A 22257-nucleotide genomic window follows, 5' to 3' on the forward strand; every position below is an offset into this window, starting at 1 on the left:
ATCTTACTCAACTGTGGCAAAAGCTGCTCATAATCTTACTCAACTGAGGTCGATCGGTTGCCAGTTGAGTAAGTTTTGGGCCACGGCTTGGATTACTTGAGTAGGATTTTGTGCAGCTTTTTTCTAAAAAAGGGTCTAGTTGAGTAAATTTCGGGACGTTCATTCGATTACTTGAGTCAGTCTGTGTGCATCCCTCCCCTGTTTTGACTCAACCGGGCAGCTTTTTCACTTTTTTCGCCCCCAATTTGACTCAGCCGGGCTCGTTTTAACGCTTTTTCGCCCCCGTTTTGACTCAACCGGGCAGCTTTTTCACTTTTTTCGCCCCCGTTTTGACTCAACCGGGCAGCTTTTTCACTTTTTTCGCCCCCGTTTTGACTCAACCGGGCAGCTTTTTCACTTTTTTCGCCCCCGTTTTGACTCAACCGGGCAGCTTTTTCACTTTTTTCGCCCCCGTTTTGACTCAACCGGGCAGCTTTTTCACTTTTTTCGCCCCCGTTTTGACTCAACCGGGCAGCTTTTTCACTTTTTTCGCCCCCGTTTTGACTCAACCGGGCAGCTTTTTCACTTTTTTCGCCCCCGTTTTGACTCAACCGGGCAGCTTTTTCACTTTTTTCGCCCCCGTTTTGACTCAACCGGGCAGCTTTTTCACTTTTTTCGCCCCCCTTTTGACTCAACCGGGATCGTTTTGTCGCTTTTTCGCCCCCCTTTTGACTCAACCGAACTCATTTTGACGCTTTTTCGCCCCCAAGTTGACTCAACCGACTCCGTTTTGACGATTTTTCGCCCCCGTTTTGACTCAACCGGACTCGTTTTGACGATTTTTCGCCCCCCTTTTGACTCAACCGGGCTCGTTTTGTCGCTCTTTCGCCCCCAAGTTGACTCAACCGGGATCGTTTTGTCGCTTTTTCGACCCCGATTTGACTCAACCAGGCAGCTTTTTCACTTTTTTCGCCCCCGTTTTGACTCAACCGATTTTGGTTGACATACTTTGGGGGCGTTTTTCGCCAAAAATCGACCCGGTTGACATACTTTGGGGGCAAATTTTGCCAAAATCCATACCGGTTGACATACTTTGGGGGCAAATTTCGCCAAAAATCGACCCAGTTGACATACTTTTGGGGGGATTTTTACCAAATCCCACACTGGTTGACATACTTCGGGGGCAAATTTCGCCAAAATCCATACCGGTTGACATACTTCGGGGGCAAAATTCGCCAAAATCCACACCGGTTGACATACTTTGGGGGCAAAATTTGCCAAAATTCCACACCGGTTGACATACTTTGAGGGCGTATTTCACCAAAATCTATACCGGTTGACATACTTTGGGGGCGATTTTTACCAAAATCCATACCGGTTGACATGCTTCGGGGGCGTATTTCACCAAAATCCATACCGGTTGACATACTTTGGGGGCGCACCGCCAACGCCACAGCACCTCCAGCCACACCGGCGCCGCACCACCCAGACCAAAATAAAAAAGCCGCGCTCGAAAGCGCGGCTTTGTACCTAACTAGGCCATAGCCTTGTCAAACAACTTGGTGATCAGCTTGACCAGCACGGCATCGAAAACGACTGAAGAGATCAGCCCAGCGATGAACATTTCGATCAGCAAAACTGGCTTATAAGCGCTCCAGCCGTACAGGAAGTAGCACATTACAAAGGCCGCAATGTGGCAGCAGATGGCACCAATGATCAGGCTGGTCCAGCTGTAGCGGTCGTAGCGTTCCTTTTTCGGGAAAAAGCCAATTTCGTTAAAGGCGCCTTGCACAGCCCCTTCGATAATAGTCAAGGCCCCCCACTGGCCACCAAAGGCCATTTCAACCGTGGCTGCTAGGGTTTCACCAATCAAGCCTGACCCGATGGTTGGCACGAAGTACATCGCAAGCGGTGCCGCCATGTACCAAAGGCCAGAATAGATTTCGTCAGCCAAAGGTCCCAAGCCCACGAAGTTCAAAGCGAACTTGGTTGAGTTGTAGAGTGGATTAAAAACATAGGTGTAGACAACCCCCATGATAATCCCGATCAAGGCGATCAAGATAACCGCTTTTACATTCCATTTTCCTTCTCTTTTTAACATAAAAAAACTCCCATCCAACTATCACTAGCCGGCTAGGAGCTTCACAATCCTTGTAATTGCACTTCCCTTACGCAAGAATTACCTTGTTCAGGTTCAAAGGGTCGACTTTCGTCATCTCAGCTTTCGCACCCCTAGTGGCTTAGTTCGTTATTTGATTTGACAACCTACATTGTAGCATTAATTGCGAACGGATACAAGATTTTTTATTAACTAAACTAAATTAATAAAAAGTTTTTTACTAACTAAAATTGCTTAAAGGAAGCTAATTTTTCTTCATCGATGTCCCGGATGATGGCCAAGGCCAGGTCAACCGCTGCCTTGTAGTCATGGTAGGCGCTGAAGCAGTACGGTGAGTGCTCGTAGCGGACCGGAATCCCGATGACGATGGTTGGCGCGCCGTTTTCGTAGTAGATAGCCGCGCCGTCTTGGCCTCCGCCCGTTCTGACAGACCGGGTGTAAGGAATGCCATTTTTGTCAGCCAAGTCGCAGGCATATTGCTGGAAGGCTGGGTTTGGCAAAAAGGTTACGTCCATGTCACGGAGCATCGGACCACGCTTGAGGCCCGTTTGGGACAGCCATTCCGGTTCAAAGGTGTCGTCGGCCGGGCAGCTTTCCAAAACCAGGCACAGGTCGGGCTTAACCTTGCGGGCCGTGACATAGGCCCCGCGCAGGCCAACTTCTTCTTGGCTAGACAAGGCCGCAACGACATCGAAGTTGACCTCTTCACCCTTGAGATTTTCCAAGACATCCGCCATGGCAGCAGCGCCGAAGCGGTCGTCAAAGTCCTTGCCAAAAAAGAGGCCCGTTTTTTCATTGTACTGACACTCGGCATCGACGAAGATCGGGCAGCCTGTGTCGATTTGATAGTCCTTGATGGTCTCTTCCCGGCTGCTAGAGCCAACGTCGATAGACAAGTCGGCCACCTTTGGCACGGAATTGCGCTCAGCCTCGCTCATAAAGTGCGGCGGCTTCAAGGCGATTACGCCCGGAATGTATTCGCCGGCACGGCTACGCACCTTGACCTTGAGGCCAGGCAAAATAACATTGTTCCAGCCGCCCAGGGTCACGAACTTGATCAAGCCGTTTGGCCGGATCGCCTGGGTCAAAAAGCCGACCGCGTCTGAGTGGGCATCTAGCTGGATGACGGGCCGCTTGCCCGTGTTTTCTTTTTTAGAGGCGTAAACGTTCAGCATCCCGTCGACTTCGACATCGGCGTAGTCCTTGACCGTTTTACTAAAGAGATCCACGAATTCATTTTCAAAGCCAGATGTGGCATTGGCATTGGAAAAAGCCTTCAGCATCTCGATTTCTGCTTGTTTCTCCATTTTTCTCCCCTAAAAAATTAGTCTAACAAGTCGTACTTCAGCTTCATCAAGCCGTGGCCAGTTTCCACCATTTCCCCGGTCAAGTCAACGGAAGCCTTGTAGGTTAGGTCAGCCATCTTCTGGTTGGCTTCTTCCAGCTTTTCTTGCAGGTCCTTGCCCGTCAAGTTCTTGGCAGCTTCGTCGGTTTCATTTTCGATCTTGCGCAGCTTAGCCATGGTCTTTTCTTCAAAGGCTTGTTCCAAGGCTGAGTAAACCTTGTAGTTGGTGTCGCCGAGCTGGGCGTTCAGCTTGTTGACCCAGAAAATTTTTGACAGGTCAAACTTTGGACCAGTCTGGAAGGAAGCTGGCGTCGTCGTCACATTCGTGTAGAATGGCACAAAGACGTTGAAGGTGTTCGGGCCAAAGGCCAGCCACTGTACGCCGGCCAAGCCTTCTGGCACATCGTTTCTGATCTGCAAGATATGGGTTTCAAAGTTCCGGTTGATGCCGATTGGTCTAAAAAGCTTTTTCTCAGCATCGGTATTGGTGGTTGAGTAGACATCGTATGGGGTGTCTTGGTAGTGGGAGCTTTCCAGGAACTTGATGTCTTCTGGAGAAATCTTTTTCTTAGCGTAAGTGATGAAAGGCTGGTCTTGGTCAGCTGGCGTGCCTTCCCATTCTGGGTCAAAGTAGCGGTGGATGTACCAAGCACGAGGGTTGTTGTAGTGAGCATCCTTGATGGTTGATGAGCCAAAAATGTGACGGAGGTTGTAGCCTTGGTAGTCAGGGTTCAGGTGGTACTTTTCGATCAAGTCGAGGAGGTCGCTTGAGCACATGAAGTTTTCTTCGTCCTTAAAGTCGAAGAAGTCGATGTTCAGGCGGTTTGGCGCTGCTACATAGGCATCGTCTGGAATCCGGCGAGCAGCCCAGTGGTGGCCGCCGATGGTTTCGATGTACCAAACTTCGTCGTGGTCAGCAAAGGCGGACCCGTTCATTTCATAAGTGCCGTACTTTTCCACCAGGTAGCCCAGGCGCTTAACGCCTTCACGGGCGGACTTGATGTAAGGCAGAGTCAGGGTTACGAAGTCTTCTTCGCCCAGGCCCCCTTCTTCAAGCAGTGGGTCAATCCCTTGGATGCGGGAGTTGGTGGTGATGGTTTCAGTTGCAGTCATGGCAACGGTTGCTTCGTTGATGCCGGCTGCGGCCCATACACCGTGCTTGCCAGAGGCATCTGGGGCGCTAGTGTAGCGCATTGGGTTTGGCAGCAAGTCTTCGTCGTCAATCTTTTGCTTGCTGATCACGCTTTGGTAGTGCTTTGGCTGGTCTTCTGGGTTCACGGTAATGAAGGCTTCAGGGATGATGGTGCTGCCGCCGTCTTCGCTTCTAGCGATCATGGTTGAGCCGTCAATGGTGGCGTCTTTACCCACCAAGATGGTGGTACATTCTGCTGGTTTTTGCATGGTGTCTCCTATCTATTGAAAAAACTTCTACTTACTAAGTCAATTCTAGCAAAGAATTAGCCTGATAGCCCGGAATTATTGGCAATCTTGCCGGTAAATCTGAAAAAGCTTTTGGCTCAGCTTCCCGGCACCTGGCTTGCTATTTTTAAAGCTGATTTCGCCTGGCTCGGTGCGATCGGTTAATTCGCCCCGCTTAGCCAGCTGCCTTTTGACTTCTTCAGCCGCCCCAATGGCCCCGTCGTAGACCTTGGTCTTAGGCCCTAAAATGTTCTTGATAGCCTTTTTGGCAAAAGGAAAGTGGGTGCAGCCCAAGACCACGCCGTCCGTTTGGCCAGCGTAAGGGTCGAGCAAGCCATGCAGGTAATCGTAGACGGCTGGGGTATCCATTTGCCCGTCTTCTACCAGCTCTACCAATTTGGGCGCCGGCACCTTGACTACCTGATCCTTTTTGGCATATTTAGCGGCTAAATCGTTAAACTTCGGCGCCTTTAAGGTCAGCGGCGTCGCCATCGCGACGACTGTCCCGGCGTTTTCTTGAACGGCGGGCTTAACCGCTGGCTCGATACCGATAATTGGCAGGTCGTATTCCCGGCGCAGGCGGTCCGCAGCGACGCTGGTCGCCGTGTTGCAGGCGATCATCACGGCCTTTACGTGATCTTTTTTAATCAATTCATCAATGACCTGCTTGGTCAACTGGTAAACTTCTTCGGGCGTCTTGACCCCATAAGGAGCATGGGCTGAATCGCCATAAAAGACGTAGTCCTCGTTTGGCATGAGGTCAACCAGGCGGCTTAACACGGTAAGGCCGCCTTGGCCTGAGTCAAAAACGCCAATTGGTCGATCGTCAAATTTTTCTTGCATGTTTGCCTCCTTAACTATCTAGTTATCTATTTTGAACTTTTCACCCGCTTTCTTCAACGGCTAAGCCTGGCTCCCGGCAAAATTCTTACGTTTTTCTTATGTTTTTGCTTTTAAAAAGCCTTTAGCTTGCTTTTCCCCTAGGCTGTGATAATGTTATATTCACGAAGCAAAAATAGAAAAGAGAATGAAAAATGTTTAATGCACAACCTGAGCCAGAGCGCCGCCACGTCGTTGACGTGACCGCCCTGAACGGCTTTTTAACCAAAATGTATTCCATCATGGGCTTGGCGGTCCTCGTATCAGCCTTGACTGCCTACCTGGCCACGACCGTTTTTGCTAAGAGCTACCTGAGTTTAGTCGCCGGCCGGCCAGCCGTTTTGTGGATTTTGATGTTCGTCCCTGTCGGCCTTTGCCTAGGGATCAGCTTCCAGGCCACCCGCAAGCCAACCACTAGCTTCTTTTTACTAATGCTGATGGCGGTGGTCTACGGCTTGACCTTAGCGCCGATCGCCTACGTCTACACCGGCGCCCAAATCGGCGGGGCCTTTGTCAGCGCCGCCGCAGTCTTTGTCGGCATGGCTCTTTACGGGAGCGTGACCAAGAAGAACCTAGACAACTTTGGCGCTTACGCTTCCGCCGCCCTCTGGGGCTTGATCGTGGCCAGTCTGGTTAATGTCTTCTTAAGAAGCAGTGCTGCCACCTTCGTCTTCTCCATCATCGGCGTGGTCATCTTCACCGCCCTGACTGCTTATGACGCCCAAAAGATGAAGCAAATTTACCTGGAATACGGCAGCCAGGTACCAGAACTGGGTCTGGCCGTAAATGGCGCCTTGACCCTCTACCTGGACTTCCTCAACCTCTTTATCGAGCTCTTGCAAATTTTTGGCATGTTAAGCGACGACCGTTAATACTTAGGTGAAAAGGCTATCTTCTTTAAAGATAGCCTTTTTTCTTGACTAATTTTTTACCGGGTGTAAGGTTAACTAGATGTAAAAAAATATTGGGATTATGTAAAGAAGGTCTTAAAGTGGAAAAAACGCCCGTATGGAAAAAAAACCTGCGCGTTTCGGCTGTCAGCGTCTTTTTAGCCGGAATCGCCTTCTCAGAAATCACGCCATTCTTGTCGCTATACATCGACACCCTGGGCAAGTTTACCCATCAGGAGCTGAGTTTTTGGTCCGGGACCGTCTTCTCAGCCGTTTACGTGGTTGCCGCGCTGGTATCGCCGATCTGGGGCAAGCTGGCTGACAAAAAGGGCCGCAAACCAATGATCCTGCGGGCTTCCCTGGGCATGGCCATCGTCTTCACCTTGATGGGGGTTGCTCAAAATGTCTGGCAGCTGCTCTTCTTGCGGGGGATGCAGGGGGTTTTTGCCGGCTTTATCTCTAACTCTAATGCCTTGGTGGCGGCCGAAACGCCCAAGCACAAGAGTGGCAAGGCTCTTGGCATCATGAGTTCCTGCACGACCGGCGGGCAGCTGCTGGGGCCTTTTGCCGGCGGGGCACTCTCCCAAGTCTTCAGCTACCGGGTGACCTTCTTCATCACCGGTGCCCTGCTCTTTACCTGCTTTGTTTTATCGATTCTTTTTATCCATGAAGATGACTTCGTGCCGATCAAAAGCGAGGAGCGGGGCAATTTCAAGGACACTATCAAGCAGTTTAAGAGCGGCCAGCTGATTGTGGGGCTGCTGCTCACCACCTTGATCATCCAGGCGGCTAACAACTCGATTAACCCGATCGTCTCCTTGTACGTGCGGAGCTTGATGCACGGCGCCGGCCAGGTCGTCTTCGTCAGCGGGGTCATCGCCGCCTTGCCGGGGATCGCGACCGTGGCAGCTGCCTCTTACTTCGGGGGGCTGGGCGACCGGATCGGAACTCACAAGATTATTTTGGGCGGGCTGATCGGGTCCATCATCCTCTTCTTCTTGACCGCCTTTGTCCGGAACACGGTTGAGCTGGGCATCTGCCGCTTTTTGATCGGCTTTACCGACGCCTGCCTCTTCCCGCAGGTGCAGACCATGCTGACCAAGTACAGCCCGCGGCAGCTGACCAGCCGGGTATTCAGCTGGAATCAAAGCGCCATGTATATCGGCAATATTTTTGGTCCCTTGATCGGGTCGACGGTCTCTGCCCACTTTGGCTATAGCGCTGTCTTCTTGGTAACGAGCATGATCGTGGTGCTGAACCTGCTTTTGTACCGGGTCAACATTTTACGCAATATTTAGTTTTTAGATGACGAAAGTCCAAGATCCTGCGGGATCTTGGACTTTTTTGGGCGCGGTGGGGGTCTTTGGGGCTTGGCAAGAGAACTGTGGACTGCTTGGAGGAAGTATTTTTACTTGGGGATTTTTTAAAAAAAGCCCCCTCGGTGAAATTTCCTAATTTCGATGCTGCATCCGAGGTCAGAATCCCTTTTTTCTGCATGACTCCAGAAAAAGATCCCAATTTTCTGCATCACTCTAAAATAACATCCCAATTCTATGCAACACTTCAACTTTTTAGCAAAATCTTGCTTAAAAATATCAATCTAACCACTAGAATTTTCTCAGAAATCCAAAATGATCATTTTAGTTAACATAATATTTTGCCTGCAATGGAGTTTTTGCTCATTTTTTAGTAGTGATGCAGAATTTTGGGATGTTTTTTAGGAGTGTTGCATAGTTTTGGGATACTTTTTTTAAGTGTTGCATAGTTTTGGGAATCTAACCCATCAAGACCATCTATCTCAGATAATTTTTAATAAAAATCTCCTTCGCATGCTTCTTATCTGGCGGTGTCAAACACGAATTTGTAGCAATATTCCGCAAATACTTCTCTTCGTGCTCTAAAGATAGCAGGAATCGTGGATTGCAGCGTTTGAAACTAAAGTTAATTCCTATAATCCGCCGAGACTTCCCACGTTCGATCCGATATCCCAAGTTTTCAAAAAATGGAGCTAGATATATCATAGAATCATCGATCTGTTTCAAAATCTGATTATTCCGATAGCCTTTTGGCACACCCAATAAATGTCGAAGATCTTGAATTGGTAGCGCGCAATACCCGTCATTTGCACACTGAACTAGTTTTCTAAACAAAGTCTTGCCAAATTTATTTCCAATCTTTCTAAATAAAAGATTATTCCACGAGATGCTTTCTGATGAATACATAGAAAAAGTAGGCACGTATTGTCTCTTTAACGTGACTGCCAGTTTCCTCGACTCATATTCCGCGCTCGCAAAAAATGGCATAGTCCACATCACCGCAGCTAAACCTGACATTGCCTTATTAAACTGGTTCACCTCATTGCTCCGATAATCCCCCATCTTTTTCAGCTCGCGCGCGGTCAACACGACCGGCTGACCAGCATTACGAAACAGCTGCCCGACGATCAGCCAGAAAAAGTTCTGCTGACTGCCGCTCAGACCCGCCATAGACAGATCGTTCAAGGCCGCATTGTAGGTCACGTTCTGCTCAACCGGCACGCCAAAGCGGTGCTCCATGTCCAGCAGCCGGACCTGGTTCAGCAATCCCGGCGTCAGGTTAAAGCAGACGTTCTCCGAGTAATACCGCGGATCGCGCAGGCGGCGCGCCAAGATCAACCGCTCCAGATTTTGCACATCGCTAACTGAAAGCCAGCACTTGTCAAAGCCCCTGCTGAGCAGATGGCTCGGCCCGTCTAGCCCGACCACCCGCGCGCCATGCTCCACCAAGAACTGCTGATTTTTAAAAGTCAGCTTGGGCTTGCCGCCGCGGTCCACGACCACAACGATGCTTTTGATCAAATTGGGGTCGACCGCGCAGCCGGCCGCTTCTAGAGCCGCTTGCACTGCAGCTTGGTGGTAGCTGATCTGATCGTAAATGCCAGGCGCCAGGTCCTGGAAGTCAAACACAGTCCCTTTCACATTCCGGGTCTTCACCTCCAAGCAGTAAATGCCGCTGCTGCAGATTACCAAGCTGTCGATCTGGTTGGCAAAAGTCCGCCGGCCCGGCTCACCGTACTCATAGGGCAAAAGGACATCGTGCTGGTCCACAAAAGACGAGCCGCGCAGCTTGCAAACTAGCTGCCTGACCTCCTGCTCGCCGGCATCCCCGGCTAGCAAGTTTTCCGTATGCTCCAGCTGGGCCTGCGTTAAAACCGGCCCCAAAAAGTCGCCAGCCTGCTTCAAGACACCGTTGACCCAGCGCAAGCCTGCGGCATTTTCGCACGACAGCTGCCGTGAACGGTCATAGTCCGGGTTGACCAGCTGCTCGGCCGCGATTGCCGAGCTAACTGCCGCGCCATTGTCCGCGCCCAAACTAAACCAGTTATTTATCAAGGCTTTTTTCATAAAAATCACCTCCGAAAAAAGTGCCTCTACTTGTTATTACGCTAAAAATCGGAATTTTACCGAAAAAAGTTGTGGAAAAGTCAAAATGGTTACAGTTTGGCAAAAGTGTAAAACTATCCTGGTAAAAAAGTTAGAAAATGATAGCTAGTTTCAACTTCTTTTATTGATTTGCTCAAATAGATTTGATGCTTTATACTCTAAGCGAAAGATAAAAAAGTACTGTAATCAATCTAAGTGAGGCTATAAAAATGGAAGCATATCGTCACTCAAACAGTGAGGTGAATCAGTTGAAGTTCGTCATTCGCGTGATGCAGGTCGCAGCCCTGTGCATCAGCATCTTTTTAGCCATCTTGTCCTTCGTCCACTTGGCTGACCTAATCTACTCCGCCAGCCTGGTAGGCGTAACCGCCATGATGCCAACCATCTTTGGCACTGGCCTTTTCCTGGTCAGCCTCCTCTTTGAAGGCTGGCTGGCCCTTGACATCAACAAGATTGGCGAACACGCTGCCTTGATGGCCATCGCCGTCTTGCTGCTCTTGACGGCCGGGCTGATGATCGCCCCAGTGACAATCGCATCCAGCTTGCTCGGCCTCAACCTCTTATCCTTGTTCATCATCACCATCGCCCGGTTAATTTAAAAAAGCAAAAAAGTCCTGACCGCACATAGCGGTCAGGACTTTTTTCATCTTAACTAATAAATCGCAGCTACCTGCTCTTGCACTGTTGGGTGAGCCAAGAAGTCGTCGTAGCTGATGTCAGCCCGGGCAACGACGCCTTTAGGACCAACTTCGATAATGTGGTTGGCAATGGTTTGAATGAATTCGTGGTCGTGAGAGGTAAACAGGATGGAGCCTGGGTAGTTTTCCATGGCTTCGTTCAAAGCGGTGATGGATTCCAGGTCCAAGTGGTTGGTTGGGTCATCCATGACCAAGACGTTGGCAGCTTCCAGCATCATGCGGGACAATTGGCAGCGAACCTTTTCGCCCCCGGACAAGACCTTGATCTGCTTCTCAATTTCATCCCCGCTAAACAGCATCCGGCCCAAAAAGCCGCGCAAGAAGGTGTTGTCGTCGTGTTCCTTGTCAGCGTATTGGCGGAGCCAGTCCAAAATTGACAGTTCGTCATTGTCAAAGTTGGCGTTCAGGTCGCGGGACATGTAGTTGAAGCTGGTCGTTTGCCCCCAAGTGACAGTCCCAGAATCTGGTTCCAGCCGCCCAGCGATGATTTCCATCAAGGCCGTGGTAGCCCGGGTGTTTCTAGACAAAAAGGCAACCTTGTCGCCCGGCCGGATGATGAAGGACACATTGTCCAAAAGGACTTCATCGCCGGACTTGTAAGAAACGTTGTCCACCCGGAGCAGGTCGTTGCCCAGGTCTCGGTTCATTTCAAACTTGATGTATGGGTACTTACGGCTAGAAGGCTGGATGTCGTCCAAGGTAATCTTGTCCAGCTGCTTCTTTCTAGAAGTGGCCTGCTTAGACTTAGAAGCGTTGGCAGAGAAGCGCGCAATGAATTCTTGCAGCTGCTTGATCTGCTCTTCTTTTTTAGCATTTTGCTGGCGGGCCAGTTCAGTAGCCAGCTTGCTTGATTCATACCAAAAGTCGTAGTTGCCGACGTAGAGCTTGATTTGCCCGCGGTCAACGTCACACATCTGGGTGCAGACCTGGTTTAAGAAGTGACGGTCGTGGGAAACCACCAAGACGATGTTTTCATAATCTGCCAAAAAGTTTTCCAGCCAAGCCGTGGTGTGGACGTCCAAACCGTTGGTTGGTTCGTCGAGCAGCAAAATGTCAGGGTTGCCAAACAAGGCTTGGGCCAGCAAAACCTTCACCTTGTCGCTTTCGGCCAGCTCGCTCATCTGCTTTTGGTGCATGTCTTCGCCGATGCTCATTGATTGCAGGAGCTGAGAAGCGTCGGATTCCGCGTTCCAGCCGTCCAATTCGGCAAATTCGGTTTCCAGTTCTGCCGCCTTAACGCCATCTTCTTCGCTGAATTCGGTCTTGGCGTACAAGGCATCGCGGTCTTGCATGACCTGGTAGAGCTTTTGGTGGCCCATGATGACCGTTTCCATTACTGAATAGTCTTCAAAGGCAAAGTGGTCCTGGTTTAGGCTGGACATTCTTTCGTTGGGGCCAATGGCAATGGTACCGGTAGTTGGCTCCATCTTGCCTTCAAGCAGCTTTAAGAAAGTCGACTTACCAGCGCCGTTGGCACCGATGATGCCGTAGCAGTTGCCGGGCGTGAACTTCAAATTTACGTCGCTGTAGAGCGTCCGTGAGCCGATTTGTAAACTTAAATCTGTTACAGTAATCAATACTTGCTTCCTCTTCTGTTATTTATTAGATTTGTTTTCTTGCATTATGACTAAATCAGTATATCAGCAAGTTCGCCCGGCTTCAATTATTTCGCTGTTTTTATTTTGGATTTCAGCGAATTTTTCTTTTTCTTAAAAAACGGGGTTATAATCTTTTTATAATCTTGTTTCTTAAGGAGGAAAAATGACTTTCTTCATCTCCCTGCAGCAAATCTGCATCATGTTCATCCTGATGGCCATCGGCTTCTTCTGCCGGAAAAAAGGGATGATCCACGACGACACCAGCAAGGACCTAACCGCCATTTTGGTCTACATCGTGGGGCCCTGCCTGATCATTAACGCCTTTGAGCGGCCGGCGACTAAAAGCCTGGTTGTTGACTTTGGCATGACCTTTTTGGCCGGGTCCATCAACTACATCTTCCCCATCCTCTGCAGCCTGTTTTTGCTAAAAATTCCCAAGATCCAAAAAGATCCTGACAAAGAGCTGATTGCCTTTGGCATGGTTTATAACAACTGTGGCTTCATCGGCATCCCCCTCATTCAGGCACTCTTAGGCAGCAAGGGGACCTTCTTTGCCGTGCCCATCCTAGTGTTAAACAACATCTTCATCTGGTCGCACGGCATTTCCAGCTTCCAAGAGCGCGAACCCATCAGCGACACCATCAGAAAAGTCCTGCTCAACCCCAACATTATTGCGACCGTGATCGGCTTTGTCCTCTTTTTGACTAAGGCGACTCTCCGCTTTCCAGCGGTCGTCGGCAAGTCCATTTCTTACGTGGCCAGCCTCAACACGCCTCTCAGCATGATCGTGATCGGGTCTAACCTGGGCGCTATCAAGGGAGACTTTTACAAGGACCAAAAGGCCTGGTTGATCTGCTTTTTAAGAAACTACCTCATGCCCACCTGCCTGGCCTTCATCTTGCTCCTCTTTCCTTTGTCTAACACCGCCTACCTAGCCGTGGTCATCATGGCGGCCGCACCAGTTGCCGGCTTCATCGTCATGCTGAGCCTCTTGGCAAACCGCCCCGTGGCCTTCCCCATGCGGGCCCTTTGCCTGTCAACCCTGATGAGCGTCGTCAGCGTGCCCCTCATCGTCATGCTGGCCAGCCTGTTAAAAGGAATCTAGTCCGAACGTTTTTGGCTTTTTCCCCATTTTTGACCCGAAATTCAGAAAAAATAGTTCGTCTTTTATCCAAAAAGTTAGAAACGAATGATTAGCTAGTTCATTTTTTATCAAAAAAGGCGTATTATATAGAAAAAGCATTATTACATAAAACTTAGTAAGGAGAGAGGAAGTTTTTCGTGACTGCTAAGAAACTCGAAAACAACAGTAACCACCAGGTTATTGCTGAAGAAGTCCAGATCCTAACCGACCTGCTCGATGAAAGCACCCGCCACTTAGTTGGCGATGACGAATTCGCCAAGATCAAGGGCCTGGTAAAGATTGCGGCCAGCCAAGACCATAGCCAGCTGGAAAGCCAAATTGCAGCTTTGTCCAACCAGGAAATGATCGTTGTTGCCCGCTACTTTGCCACCCTGCCGCTGCTCATCAACATCTCTGAAGACGTTGACCTGGCCAGCGAAGTCAACCTGCTGAACAACACCCACCAAGACTACCTGGGCAAACTGTCTTCAACGGTTGACCTGGTTGCCGAAAAAGAAAATGCCGCTGAAATCCTGCGCCACGTTAACGTGGTCCCAGTTTTGACGGCTCACCCAACCCAGGTGCAGCGCAAGACCATTTTGGAATTAACGGACAAGATCCACAACCTGCTCCGCCGCTACCGCGACGTGACCGCCGGCACCATCGACCGGGACGAGTGGACCAACCAGCTCCGCCGCTACATCGAAATCATCATGCAAACCGACATCATTCGGGAAAAGAAGCTGAAGGTGGCTAACGAAATCAAGAACGTCATGGTCTACTACCCAGACTCCTTGATTCCAGCCATCACCAAGCTGACGGCCAACTATAAAAAGCTGGCCGCCAAGCATGGCTTGAACGTTGATGGCGCAACGCCAATCACCATGGGGATGTGGATCGGTGGCGACCGGGACGGCAACCCTTACGTGTCTGCTGAAACCCTGCGCCTGAGTGCGACTATCCAAAGTGAAGTTATTTTTGACTACTACATCAAGGCGGTCAACAGCCTCTACCGGACCATTTCCATCTCCACGTCCTACGTGCAGCCAACCCCAGAAGTAGCCGAACTGTCTAAATTGTCCGGCGACAACTCCCAGTTCAGAGTCAATGAACCTTACCGGCGGGCCTTTTACTACATTGAATCCCGCCTGGTGCACACGGAAAAGGACCTTTTAGGCAAGACTTCTAAGGCAAGCGTTGTCAAAGAAGCAGATGCGGAAAAAGCGCCTGCTTATAAAGACGCTGCTGCCTTTAAAGAAGACCTGGAAGCCATCAAGCGCTCCCTCATCCAAAACCATGACCGAGCCGTAACCAGTGGCGAATACGATGACCTTCTTGAAGCTATCGACGTCTTTGGCTTCCACCTAGCTACCATCGACATGCGGCAAGACTCTAGCGTCAACGAAGCCTGCGTGGCTGAGCTCTTGCAGAGCGCCAAGATCTGCGGCAACTACTCAGACCTGTCTGAAGAAGAAAAGATCCAAGTTCTTTTAAACGAATTAAACAATGACCCAAGAAGCCTGCACTCAAGCTCTGCTCCTAAGTCAGAACTTTTGCAAAAAGAATTAAAGATCTACCAAACTGCTCGTAAGCTGAAAGACACCCTGGGCGAAAACGTCATCAAGCAGCACATCATTTCCCACACGGAAAGCATCTCCGACATGCTGGAACAAGCCATCATGCTGAAAGAATTCGGCCTCTTGGACAGTGAAAAAGCCCGGGTGCAAGTCGTACCGCTGTTTGAAACGGTGGAAGACCTGCAAAACTCCCGCGCCATCATGAAGCGCTACTTGAACTTTGATATCGTCAAGCGCTGGGTCGCTTCTAAGGGCAACTACCAAGAAATTATGCTGGGCTACTCCGACTCTAACAAGGACGGCGGCTACCTGGCATCTTGCTGGAGCCTGTACAAGGCGCAAAAGGAACTGACCGCCATCGGCGAAGACATGGGGATCAAGATTACCTTCATGCACGGGCGCGGCGGCACGGTTGGCCGGGGCGGCGGCCCATCATACGAAGCCATCACCTCTCAGCCATTTGGCTCCATCAAGGACCGGATCCGGACGACTGAACAAGGGGAAATCATCCAAAACAAGTACGGCAACAAGGACGCTGCCTACTACAACCTGGAAATGCTGGTTTCTGCTGCCGTTGACCGGATGGTTTCCAAGCAAGTCGTCAGCCAAGACCACGTGCAAGACTTCATGGCTTCCATGGACGAAATCGTCGATGACTCCAACAAGGTCTACCGGGAACTGGTTTTTGACAACCCCCACTTCCAGGATTACTTCTTCCAGGCAACCCCAATCAAGGAAGTTTCCAGCTTGAATATTGGCTCGCGGCCAGCTGCCAGAAAAAAGATTACCGAATTCTCCGGACTTAGAGCCATTCCTTGGGTCTTCTCTTGGTCCCAAAGCCGGGTCATGTTCCCAGGCTGGTACGGCGTCGGGTCTGCCTTCAAGCACTTCATCGACAAGGATGAAAAGAACCTGGAAGACCTGCAAAAGATGTACCAAGGCTGGCCATTCTTCCACTCCCTTTTGTCAAACGTCGACATGGTCTTGTCCAAGTCTAACATGGAAATTGCCAAGCAATACGCAGATCTGTGTGAAGACGAAGCAACCAAGACGGTTTTTGACATCATCTACAAGGAATGGCAGCTGACCAAGGAAGTCATCTTGCAGATCGAAGGCCACAGCAAGCTTTTGGAAGACAACCCATCTCTGGAAAGCAGCTTGGAATACCGGATGCCTTACTTCAACGTCTTGAACTACATCCAGCTGGAAATGATCAAGCGCGGGCGCAAGGAAACCTTGAGCGGCATCTACGAATCGATCATCCACATCACCATCAACGGGGTGGCTTCAGGCCTGCGTAATTCGGGCTAAGGCTTAACCCTCTACAAAATAAACAAACAAAAGGCAATCACATTTGTGATTGCCTTTTTACTTGGTTGTTTTTAAGTTTTTATTTAATGGAAGGAATTGTGAAGATGACAATGGTAACTAGTCAGCTGCCTTGATGGAAGCGACGATTTCGTTAACTAGGTCTGGGTCATCCTTTAAGCCCGTGGTTTCAACGACCACGTCCTTGACTGGCTCATCTTTCAGCATCTGCATCAGCTTTTGACTTTCAGTGTCTTGTGGTTCGTCAAAGTGGTAGATCTTGCCGACCGTTTCCAACAAAGCACTGTAGTCAAGCCCGCGTTCCTTCAGTTCCCGGATTGGGCGAATGAAGCGTTCATTATAGCCGAGCTTGCGGATTGGGGTCCGGCCCACGCGGGCGATGTCATCTGAAATATATGGGTTTTTGAAGCGGTTGATGACTTGAGCGTGGTAGTCTTCTAGTTCTGCTTTGGTGAAGTCCCACTTGGCCAAAAGCAGCGATCTGGTTTCAGCCAAGACCCGGGTCACTTGGTCAACTACCCGGTCGTCCTTAACGGCTTCGCCAATGGTGCTGTAGCCCAAAGTCTTGCCGGTGTAAGCCACAGTGGCATGACCGGTGTTAACGGAGAAGAGCTTTCTTTCAATGTATGGCTCCAGGTCTGGTGCGTAGTGGACGCCCTTTAAGCGGATGTCCTTGTTCTTCATTTGGCTTTCATCGATAACCCATTCCTTAAAGTCTTCGACGGAAACAAACAGTGGATCGTCATGGTGCTGAATCGGCACGATCCGGTCAACGGCGGCGTTGGGGAAGCCAACGTACTTGTCAACGTCAGCCTTGACGCTGTCATCCAAGTGCTTGTAGACTTCTTCTTTCAAAAATTGGGAGCCCCCAATCATGTTTTCACAAGCCACAACATCTAATGGCTGGTGATTTTCCTTAACCCGCGCAGTCAAGCCTTCCGCAATCAGCGGAGCGATGATCTTCAATACCTTAGGGCCGATAGCGGTCGTGATCATGTCGGTCGTCTTAATGGCTTCAACAACCTTTTCTGGGTGCTTGGCATTGTTAATGCCGGTTACGCCAGAAACGTGGATCTTTTTTTGACCAGGAGCGGCTAATTGGATGTCATATTCGCCCCGTTCAACCAAGGCGTCAATGATCGTTTCGTTCACATCGACAAAGTCGATGCCAAAGCCGTTAGCGGCTAAGGTTTCCCCAATAAAGCCACGTCCAATATTACCTGCGCCAAAGTGTACTGCTCTCATTGTTAATTTTCTCCTACCTTGTCTAACAAATTGATAATCTCTTCAGGCGTTTGCGCGTCTGCCAGCTTGGCCACGTTGGATACGTCGCTGCAAAACAGCGCGATCTGTGACAAAAGCTGCAAGTGTTCATTGCCCAGTCCCGCGATACCAAAGACCACGGTAACCAGCTGTTCTTCATCGGTATCTGGGTCGCTGAAGTCCACCCCCATCGGGATCTGGACCACAGAGATGCCAGTCTTTTTAATGTATTTCTTCCCTTCATCGGTGCCGTGAGGAATAGCGATGAAGTTGCCCATGTAGGTGGACACGTCTTCATTGCGGGCCAGCATGGCGTCGATGTATTCCGGTTCAGCGCAGCCATTATCGACTAAAAGCTGGCCGGCCATCCGGATGGCTTCTTCTCTAGTCGCTACATCCTGATTCAGCTTGATCATTTCTTTATGTAGTTTCATGGTTGCCTTCCTTACTTCAGTTTTTCGATTAATCCCTTAAGTTCATCCGTCTTGAGCAAGTCGTTCACCGTTGCCACTTGAATTTGGTCGTAGCGAACGGCCAGGTTCTTAGCGGCAGCTGGGGTAGCGATGACCAGGTGACTTGGATCATTGGTCAATTCGTTGATCCGCACGGCCTTGACCGGCGTCTTCTTGCCAGCTTGCTTCATGGCATCCTTGAACATGGAGGAGGCCATGGTGACCGTCCCGCGATGCTGGTCGTGGCGGATAAAGTCCACTTCCTTGACAGCGGCGAAGTCAAAGTCAAACTGTTTTTGCTTTGCTAACTTGTCTACTTGCTTTTGCTTTTCTTCTTTAATTTCTGCTTCTGGAGCAGCTTGACTAGCGGCCTTCAAGCGGGCGATGACTTGGTCATATTTTGGCGTACTGAGGAAGTTGCCAACGGCCACGTGCAAGGCGCTTGGCGTCTTTTCCTTGGCCCGTTCAGCCAATTCTTCTTGGGTGATGACCAAAAGACCTGGTTCGTCCTTCAAGTTTCTAACAGCGGTGTTAGTGACTGGCAGGTTAAGTCCAGCTTTCTTCACCTTGTCCCGCAGCAGGGAAGCCCCCATCGCAGATGACCCCATGCCAGCGTCACAGGCAAAGATGATTCTTTGGACGTCCTTGTAGCTGGCAACGGTCGTTTCAGCTGATGAGCTGTCTTCTTCTGCCGCAGCTTGGCCCTTAGCAGCAGCCTTCATTTGGCTCATTTGCCCTTGGGCTGCTGCCAAGTCGCCGCCATCTTCGCTCTTGTCCATCTTGTAGATCAGAGCAGCTACGATAAAGGAAACGGCTGCTGAACCAAAGACCCCGACGATATTGCCGAAGTAGGCACTCTTAGCAGAAACCAGCAAGATGGCAATGATGGAACCAGGGCTGGCCGCGGCAGTCAAACCACCGCCCAAGATACTAAACAAGAAGGTCCCGGTAACGCCGCCGGCCATGGCTGCCAAGAGCAGCATTGGCTTCATCAAGACGTATGGGAAGTAAATTTCGTGAACCCCGCCGAAGAAGTGAACGATGATGGCACCTGGAGCGGAGCTCTTGGCTGAGCCCTTGCCAAAAATGGAGCAGGCCAGCAGGATCCCTAAACCTGGGCCTGGGTTGGATTCCATCAAGAACAGAACGGACTTGCCGACTTTGGCAGCTTGCTGGATCCCCAATGGTACCAAAACCCCGTTACCAATGGCGTTGTTCAAGAACAAGACCTTGGCTGGTTCGATGACCAGGTTGGCCAGTGGCAACAGGTGGCGGGTGATGATCCAGTCAACCCCGTGACCGATCCAGATAGTAGAAATAACCAGGAGTGGCCCAACCAAGAAGTAGCTAATCGCAACAAAGATCATCCCCATAATCCCTTGAGAGAAGTTGTTGTAGATCATTTCAAAGCCAGCCTTGACCTTGCCTTGGAATTTTTCATCAAACTTCTTCAGGCACCAAGCACTGAGCGGCCCCATGATCATGGCCCCCAAGAACATTGGGATGCCAGTGGACTTGTTAGCCGCATATGGGTAGAGGGTCGGGTAAACGATCCCTTGGGCAACAGGACTCGCCCATGGGAAGCCTAAAACGATGGTCCCGACAACGGAGATGGCACCAACCACCCCGCCTCTTTCTTCATAGACGTTCTTGCCGCCCGTATAGGCGATCAAGATTGGAATCATAAAATACAGCATGGAGCTGGTAAAACTGTTCACGTACTTGTTTGGGAACCAGCCGTTAGGCGACATGAAGATTGCGGTCATGAAGCCCCAGGCGATGATCGCGCCGATGTTCGGCATGATCATGCCCGATAGAAAGGTCCCAAACTTTTGGATTTTGGCCTTAACTGAGCTCTTGCTCTGCGTTTCGGACATTAACTTTTCCTCCTCAAATACTAAAACCTTATTCTCTCTTTACTTACTTTTACCTTACACATTTATGGTATTACTCACTGTTTCCGCTTTCAAAGCAAAGAAAATAGAAGTATGGCACCGCTTCCAGTGCCATACTTCTATTTGTGACATCTATTTAGTTTTATAATTTGAAATAATTAAGGCTCCAGCAATTGGTCCAATTGGCCCAGGTACTGGCGGGCAATGGCGCTCGCAATTGCCTCCTTGCTGCCCGTGGAAAAGAGCTTAAGCAGGTCATCGCTAACCACCAGCATGCTGGAAATCATCCCCAAGACATCCCCTTCAACTGCCGTGAGGTCCTCCGGTGCCAAAAAAAGCATCTGCCTTTTAACTGCAATCTCAGTTTGATCCATGGCCTCCATTTTGAGGGGCGTCTTCAGGTCATAAAAGGCAAAGAAAGGCTTTTTAACAGCGCTGGTCTTGGTATGAAGCAGCGCTAACTGGCTGCCCGGCAAGCCCAAGGGAGCCAGCTTGATCCGGGCCTGCAATTTGGCGATTACCTCCGCCCGGTTGTTCAGGCATTCATCAGGCACCAAGGCAATCACCGCCGTCAGCATATCGCTCGTGCTAGTAACTGGGTAGTCAATCTCCTTAATGGTCAAGTCCTCCAGCAACTTTTGGCAAAAAGTGGCCGACCTGGCTAGGTCAGCCAGCCTGCTTTGGGGGTGGACAATCTGGGCTTTAAAGGGCTTGTGGGCTGCTGGCTTTTTATACTTGGCCAGATAGTTAGCAACATCCTTTTTCACCTGAGCTAATTCGCTGCCTAACAGGAGCGGCGACACCAGGTGGTAGTCCCGGGGAAAGCCCGGCAAATTCAAGGTGGAAAAAATAATGTCGTAATCGCTCAAGTTAAGCTTGCCAACTTCGGAGGCCCGCGCTGTTTTGACTGCTTGAATCTCCGCAACTTCCTTTTTTAAACGGCTGGCCAAGATGGCGCTGGTCCCCAGACCGTTGTCACAAATGACCAAGACGGACAGGTTGTCTTGCGGGCGATAGTTGCTATATTCATTGGCAAAATAGAGCAAGAGCAGCTGCAGTTCGGCCTGGTTGATGGCATCCTGAAAGTCCTCGCTCCAGGCCGTTTTAATTGCCTCATAAAGTTCTGGAAAAGAAGTAGTCAAATTGTCCAGGGTCTCGATTTTAACATTAGGCAGGCGCTTAGAACTGTGCTCAACCAGCCCTCGAATGTGGTTTTGCAAGCGCCTGATAAAAAGAGGGCTCTTGCCAAAGTCAAAGTGGACCTGGTCAGACACATCCTGGATAAACTGGCTGACCCGCAAGGTGATCACGACCTCTTCATCTCCTCCGGCAAAGTCCTGCCTTTGGTAATCGCACTTTTCCACCTGCAAAGCTAGAAAGCGGACTTCCTCAAGAGGCGGCTCTAACTTAATTTCTTGGCTCAGGCGGGAAAAGACGTTAAAAACGTAGGACTGGTACTTCAAATTGGGGTTGTCCTGCTTTTTATCCACATGCTTGCCAGCTTTGAGGCGGATGATGCTCAAGGCAAAGAGCAGGATCAGCTCGATTTCCTGGTAGTCGGTTTCGAGGCTGAACTTGGACAATTTTTCCGCCTTTAGGGCCTCCCAGCAGGTTTCCAGGAGCTGCTTCGGCAAAAGGTCGATAAAAAAGTTGCCCGATTTTTCCTTAGCTGGATCTCCCAAATAGTCAAAAAAGAGGTAATCGTTGATCTCGCTAAGGAGGATCCCACCTAAAACCTTCCGCCGCAAGTCTTCCCCAGCTTCGACGCTGACGCCCAAGCCCTTGGTTCTTAAAAGCTTGATGCCATACTTGTCTAAAGAGTCGTCGACCGCATCCAGGTCCGCCTGGACCGTGGCCTCGGACACCCCCAATTGGTCTGCCAAAGACAGAATCTTGACTGGCTCATCTTCTAGCAGCAGCAAGACTGCCAAGGCGTTAGCCCGGTCTTCAGTCTTCATCTCTTCTTGCCCCTGGCTGCCTTTTACTTCGCTGGCTAATTTGGCAACTGCTTCAGGGCTCCCTGCTAAAGTCAGACAGCCCTTTTTATTGCTGATGGCTAAGTCAAGCTTGGACAGTTCTGGCCGCAGCAGTCCCAGCTCCCGGTACAGGGTGCGCCTTGAAGTATCCAGCCTTTTTTCTAGTTCAGCCAAGCTGATCCCATCGCCGTTTTCCACTAGGCCCTGCAGGATCCGCTCTTGCCGTTCTGTAATGATCATTTTCACCCTACTCTCTTTTTCTCTGTAACCAGTCACATTGTAGCAAAAATAAC

Annotated in this window: 18 protein-coding genes and 1 riboswitch; of the genes, 6 read left to right on the top strand and 12 right to left on the bottom strand. The window is 50.2% G+C overall.

What is annotated here, in order from left to right; translation table 11 throughout:
• Positions 1 to 176: 176 nt before the first annotated feature.
• The gene (locus tag FC20_RS06310; RefSeq protein WP_056945341.1) at positions 177 to 674 is read right to left on the bottom strand and encodes a hypothetical protein; all 498 of its coding nucleotides are present in this window, start codon (positions 672 to 674) and stop codon (positions 177 to 179) included.
• 11 nt (positions 675 to 685) lie between these two features.
• Here FC20_RS06310 and FC20_RS10355 point away from each other — a divergent pair, with 11 nt between their 5' ends.
• Positions 686 to 982: a hypothetical protein gene (locus FC20_RS10355; protein ID WP_156402957.1), complete on the top strand. Its 297-nt coding sequence runs from the start codon at positions 686 to 688 to the stop codon at positions 980 to 982.
• Here FC20_RS10355 and FC20_RS10100 read toward each other — a convergent pair.
• The 5 genes from FC20_RS10100 to murI all read right to left on the bottom strand — a co-directional run bounded on the left by FC20_RS10100 (position 965) and on the right by murI (position 5705).
• Entirely contained in the window at positions 965 to 1270 is a 306-nt protein-coding gene (locus FC20_RS10100; RefSeq protein ID WP_156402958.1) for a hypothetical protein, read from the bottom strand. The two genes, FC20_RS10355 and FC20_RS10100, sit on opposite strands and share 18 nt — an antisense overlap.
• Before the next feature lie 243 nt (positions 1271 to 1513).
• Positions 1514 to 2080, bottom strand: a complete 567-nt coding sequence (locus FC20_RS06315) for an ECF transporter S component (RefSeq protein ID WP_008462007.1) — start codon at positions 2078 to 2080, stop codon at positions 1514 to 1516.
• A gap of 46 nt (positions 2081 to 2126) precedes the next feature.
• Positions 2127 to 2223, bottom strand: a riboswitch (TPP riboswitch).
• Positions 2224 to 2322: 99 nt separating this feature from the next.
• Positions 2323 to 3405, bottom strand: coding sequence for a M42 family metallopeptidase (locus FC20_RS06320; protein ID WP_008462006.1), 1083 nt, complete (start codon positions 3403 to 3405; stop codon positions 2323 to 2325).
• Positions 3406 to 3422: 17 nt separating this feature from the next.
• Entirely contained in the window at positions 3423 to 4844 is a 1422-nt protein-coding gene (locus tag FC20_RS06325; protein WP_008462005.1) for a C69 family dipeptidase, read from the bottom strand.
• Positions 4845 to 4919: 75 nt separating this feature from the next.
• Positions 4920 to 5705 (bottom strand): glutamate racemase, encoded by a 786-nt coding sequence (gene murI, locus FC20_RS06330; protein ID WP_008462004.1) that lies wholly within the window; start codon positions 5703 to 5705, stop codon positions 4920 to 4922.
• A gap of 191 nt (positions 5706 to 5896) precedes the next feature.
• Between murI and FC20_RS06335 the strand changes: the two genes are divergently transcribed.
• The gene (locus tag FC20_RS06335; protein ID WP_056945342.1) at positions 5897 to 6613 is read left to right on the top strand and encodes a Bax inhibitor-1/YccA family protein; all 717 of its coding nucleotides are present in this window, start codon (positions 5897 to 5899) and stop codon (positions 6611 to 6613) included.
• Between the two features lie 119 nt (positions 6614 to 6732).
• On the top strand, positions 6733 to 7929 hold the full coding sequence (locus FC20_RS06340) for an MFS transporter (protein WP_008461996.1): 1197 nt from the start codon (positions 6733 to 6735) through the stop codon (positions 7927 to 7929).
• Positions 7930 to 8424: 495 nt separating this feature from the next.
• On the opposite strand, the gene FC20_RS06350 is transcribed toward FC20_RS06340, so the two are convergent.
• Positions 8425 to 10014 carry an NERD domain-containing protein gene (locus tag FC20_RS06350; RefSeq protein WP_008461994.1) on the bottom strand — a complete coding sequence of 530 codons (1590 nt, stop codon included), beginning with the start codon at positions 10012 to 10014 and terminating at the stop codon, positions 8425 to 8427.
• 248 nt (positions 10015 to 10262) lie between these two features.
• On the opposite strand from FC20_RS06350, the gene FC20_RS06355 reads away from it, so the two are divergent.
• The gene (locus FC20_RS06355) at positions 10263 to 10652 is read left to right on the top strand and encodes a hypothetical protein (protein ID WP_008461993.1); all 390 of its coding nucleotides are present in this window, start codon (positions 10263 to 10265) and stop codon (positions 10650 to 10652) included.
• Between the two features lie 53 nt (positions 10653 to 10705).
• Here the strand turns inward: FC20_RS06355 and FC20_RS06360 are convergent, their stop codons facing one another.
• Positions 10706 to 12328 carry an ABC-F family ATP-binding cassette domain-containing protein gene (locus tag FC20_RS06360; RefSeq protein WP_008461991.1) on the bottom strand — a complete coding sequence of 541 codons (1623 nt, stop codon included), beginning with the start codon at positions 12326 to 12328 and terminating at the stop codon, positions 10706 to 10708.
• Positions 12329 to 12512: 184 nt separating this feature from the next.
• Between FC20_RS06360 and FC20_RS06365 the strand changes: the two genes are divergently transcribed.
• Complete coding sequence (locus tag FC20_RS06365) at positions 12513 to 13454, top strand: AEC family transporter (protein ID WP_056945344.1); 942 nt, start codon at positions 12513 to 12515, stop codon at positions 13452 to 13454.
• Between the two features lie 176 nt (positions 13455 to 13630).
• A complete protein-coding gene (gene ppc, locus FC20_RS06370; protein WP_008461981.1) occupies positions 13631 to 16360 on the top strand; it encodes a phosphoenolpyruvate carboxylase in 2730 nt (909 codons plus the stop codon).
• Positions 16361 to 16477: 117 nt separating this feature from the next.
• On the opposite strand, the gene FC20_RS06375 is transcribed toward ppc, so the two are convergent.
• From FC20_RS06375 to FC20_RS06390, 4 genes are all read right to left on the bottom strand, one after another.
• On the bottom strand, positions 16478 to 17623 hold the full coding sequence (locus tag FC20_RS06375; RefSeq protein WP_008461980.1) for a mannitol-1-phosphate 5-dehydrogenase: 1146 nt from the start codon (positions 17621 to 17623) through the stop codon (positions 16478 to 16480).
• 2 nt (positions 17624 to 17625) lie between these two features.
• Complete coding sequence (locus FC20_RS06380; protein WP_008461978.1) at positions 17626 to 18075, bottom strand: PTS mannitol transporter subunit IIA; 450 nt, start codon at positions 18073 to 18075, stop codon at positions 17626 to 17628.
• Between the two features lie 11 nt (positions 18076 to 18086).
• Positions 18087 to 19970 carry a PTS mannitol transporter subunit IICB gene (locus tag FC20_RS06385; RefSeq protein ID WP_008461975.1) on the bottom strand — a complete coding sequence of 628 codons (1884 nt, stop codon included), beginning with the start codon at positions 19968 to 19970 and terminating at the stop codon, positions 18087 to 18089.
• Positions 19971 to 20146: 176 nt separating this feature from the next.
• Positions 20147 to 22204 (bottom strand): BglG family transcription antiterminator, encoded by a 2058-nt coding sequence (locus FC20_RS06390; RefSeq protein ID WP_008461973.1) that lies wholly within the window; start codon positions 22202 to 22204, stop codon positions 20147 to 20149.
• Positions 22205 to 22257 lie beyond the last annotated feature (53 nt).

The sequence above is a fragment of the Lactobacillus equicursoris DSM 19284 = JCM 14600 = CIP 110162 genome, assembly GCF_001434815.1.
In the GTDB taxonomy this organism is placed as follows: domain Bacteria; phylum Bacillota; class Bacilli; order Lactobacillales; family Lactobacillaceae; genus Lactobacillus; species Lactobacillus equicursoris.

Bases quoted from the DNA above. Each gene is read 5' to 3' on its own strand.
- FC20_RS06315 (WP_008462007.1), bottom strand. From the start codon at position 2,080: ATGTTAAAAAGAGAAGGAAAATGGAATGTAAAAGCGGTTATCTTGATC.
- FC20_RS06320 (WP_008462006.1), bottom strand. From the start codon at position 3,405: ATGGAGAAACAAGCAGAAATCGAGATGCTGAAGGCTTTTTCCAATGCC.
- FC20_RS06325 (WP_008462005.1), bottom strand. From the start codon at position 4,844: ATGCAAAAACCAGCAGAATGTACCACCATCTTGGTGGGTAAAGACGCC.
- murI (WP_008462004.1), bottom strand. From the start codon at position 5,705: ATGCAAGAAAAATTTGACGATCGACCAATTGGCGTTTTTGACTCAGGC.
- FC20_RS06335 (WP_056945342.1), top strand. From the start codon at position 5,897: ATGTTTAATGCACAACCTGAGCCAGAGCGCCGCCACGTCGTTGACGTG.
- FC20_RS06350 (WP_008461994.1), bottom strand. From the start codon at position 10,014: ATGAAAAAAGCCTTGATAAATAACTGGTTTAGTTTGGGCGCGGACAAT.
- FC20_RS06355 (WP_008461993.1), top strand. From the start codon at position 10,263: ATGGAAGCATATCGTCACTCAAACAGTGAGGTGAATCAGTTGAAGTTC.
- FC20_RS06365 (WP_056945344.1), top strand. From the start codon at position 12,513: ATGACTTTCTTCATCTCCCTGCAGCAAATCTGCATCATGTTCATCCTG.
- FC20_RS06375 (WP_008461980.1), bottom strand. From the start codon at position 17,623: ATGAGAGCAGTACACTTTGGCGCAGGTAATATTGGACGTGGCTTTATT.
- FC20_RS06380 (WP_008461978.1), bottom strand. From the start codon at position 18,075: ATGAAACTACATAAAGAAATGATCAAGCTGAATCAGGATGTAGCGACT.
- FC20_RS06385 (WP_008461975.1), bottom strand. From the start codon at position 19,970: ATGTCCGAAACGCAGAGCAAGAGCTCAGTTAAGGCCAAAATCCAAAAG.
- FC20_RS06390 (WP_008461973.1), bottom strand. From the start codon at position 22,204: ATGATCATTACAGAACGGCAAGAGCGGATCCTGCAGGGCCTAGTGGAA.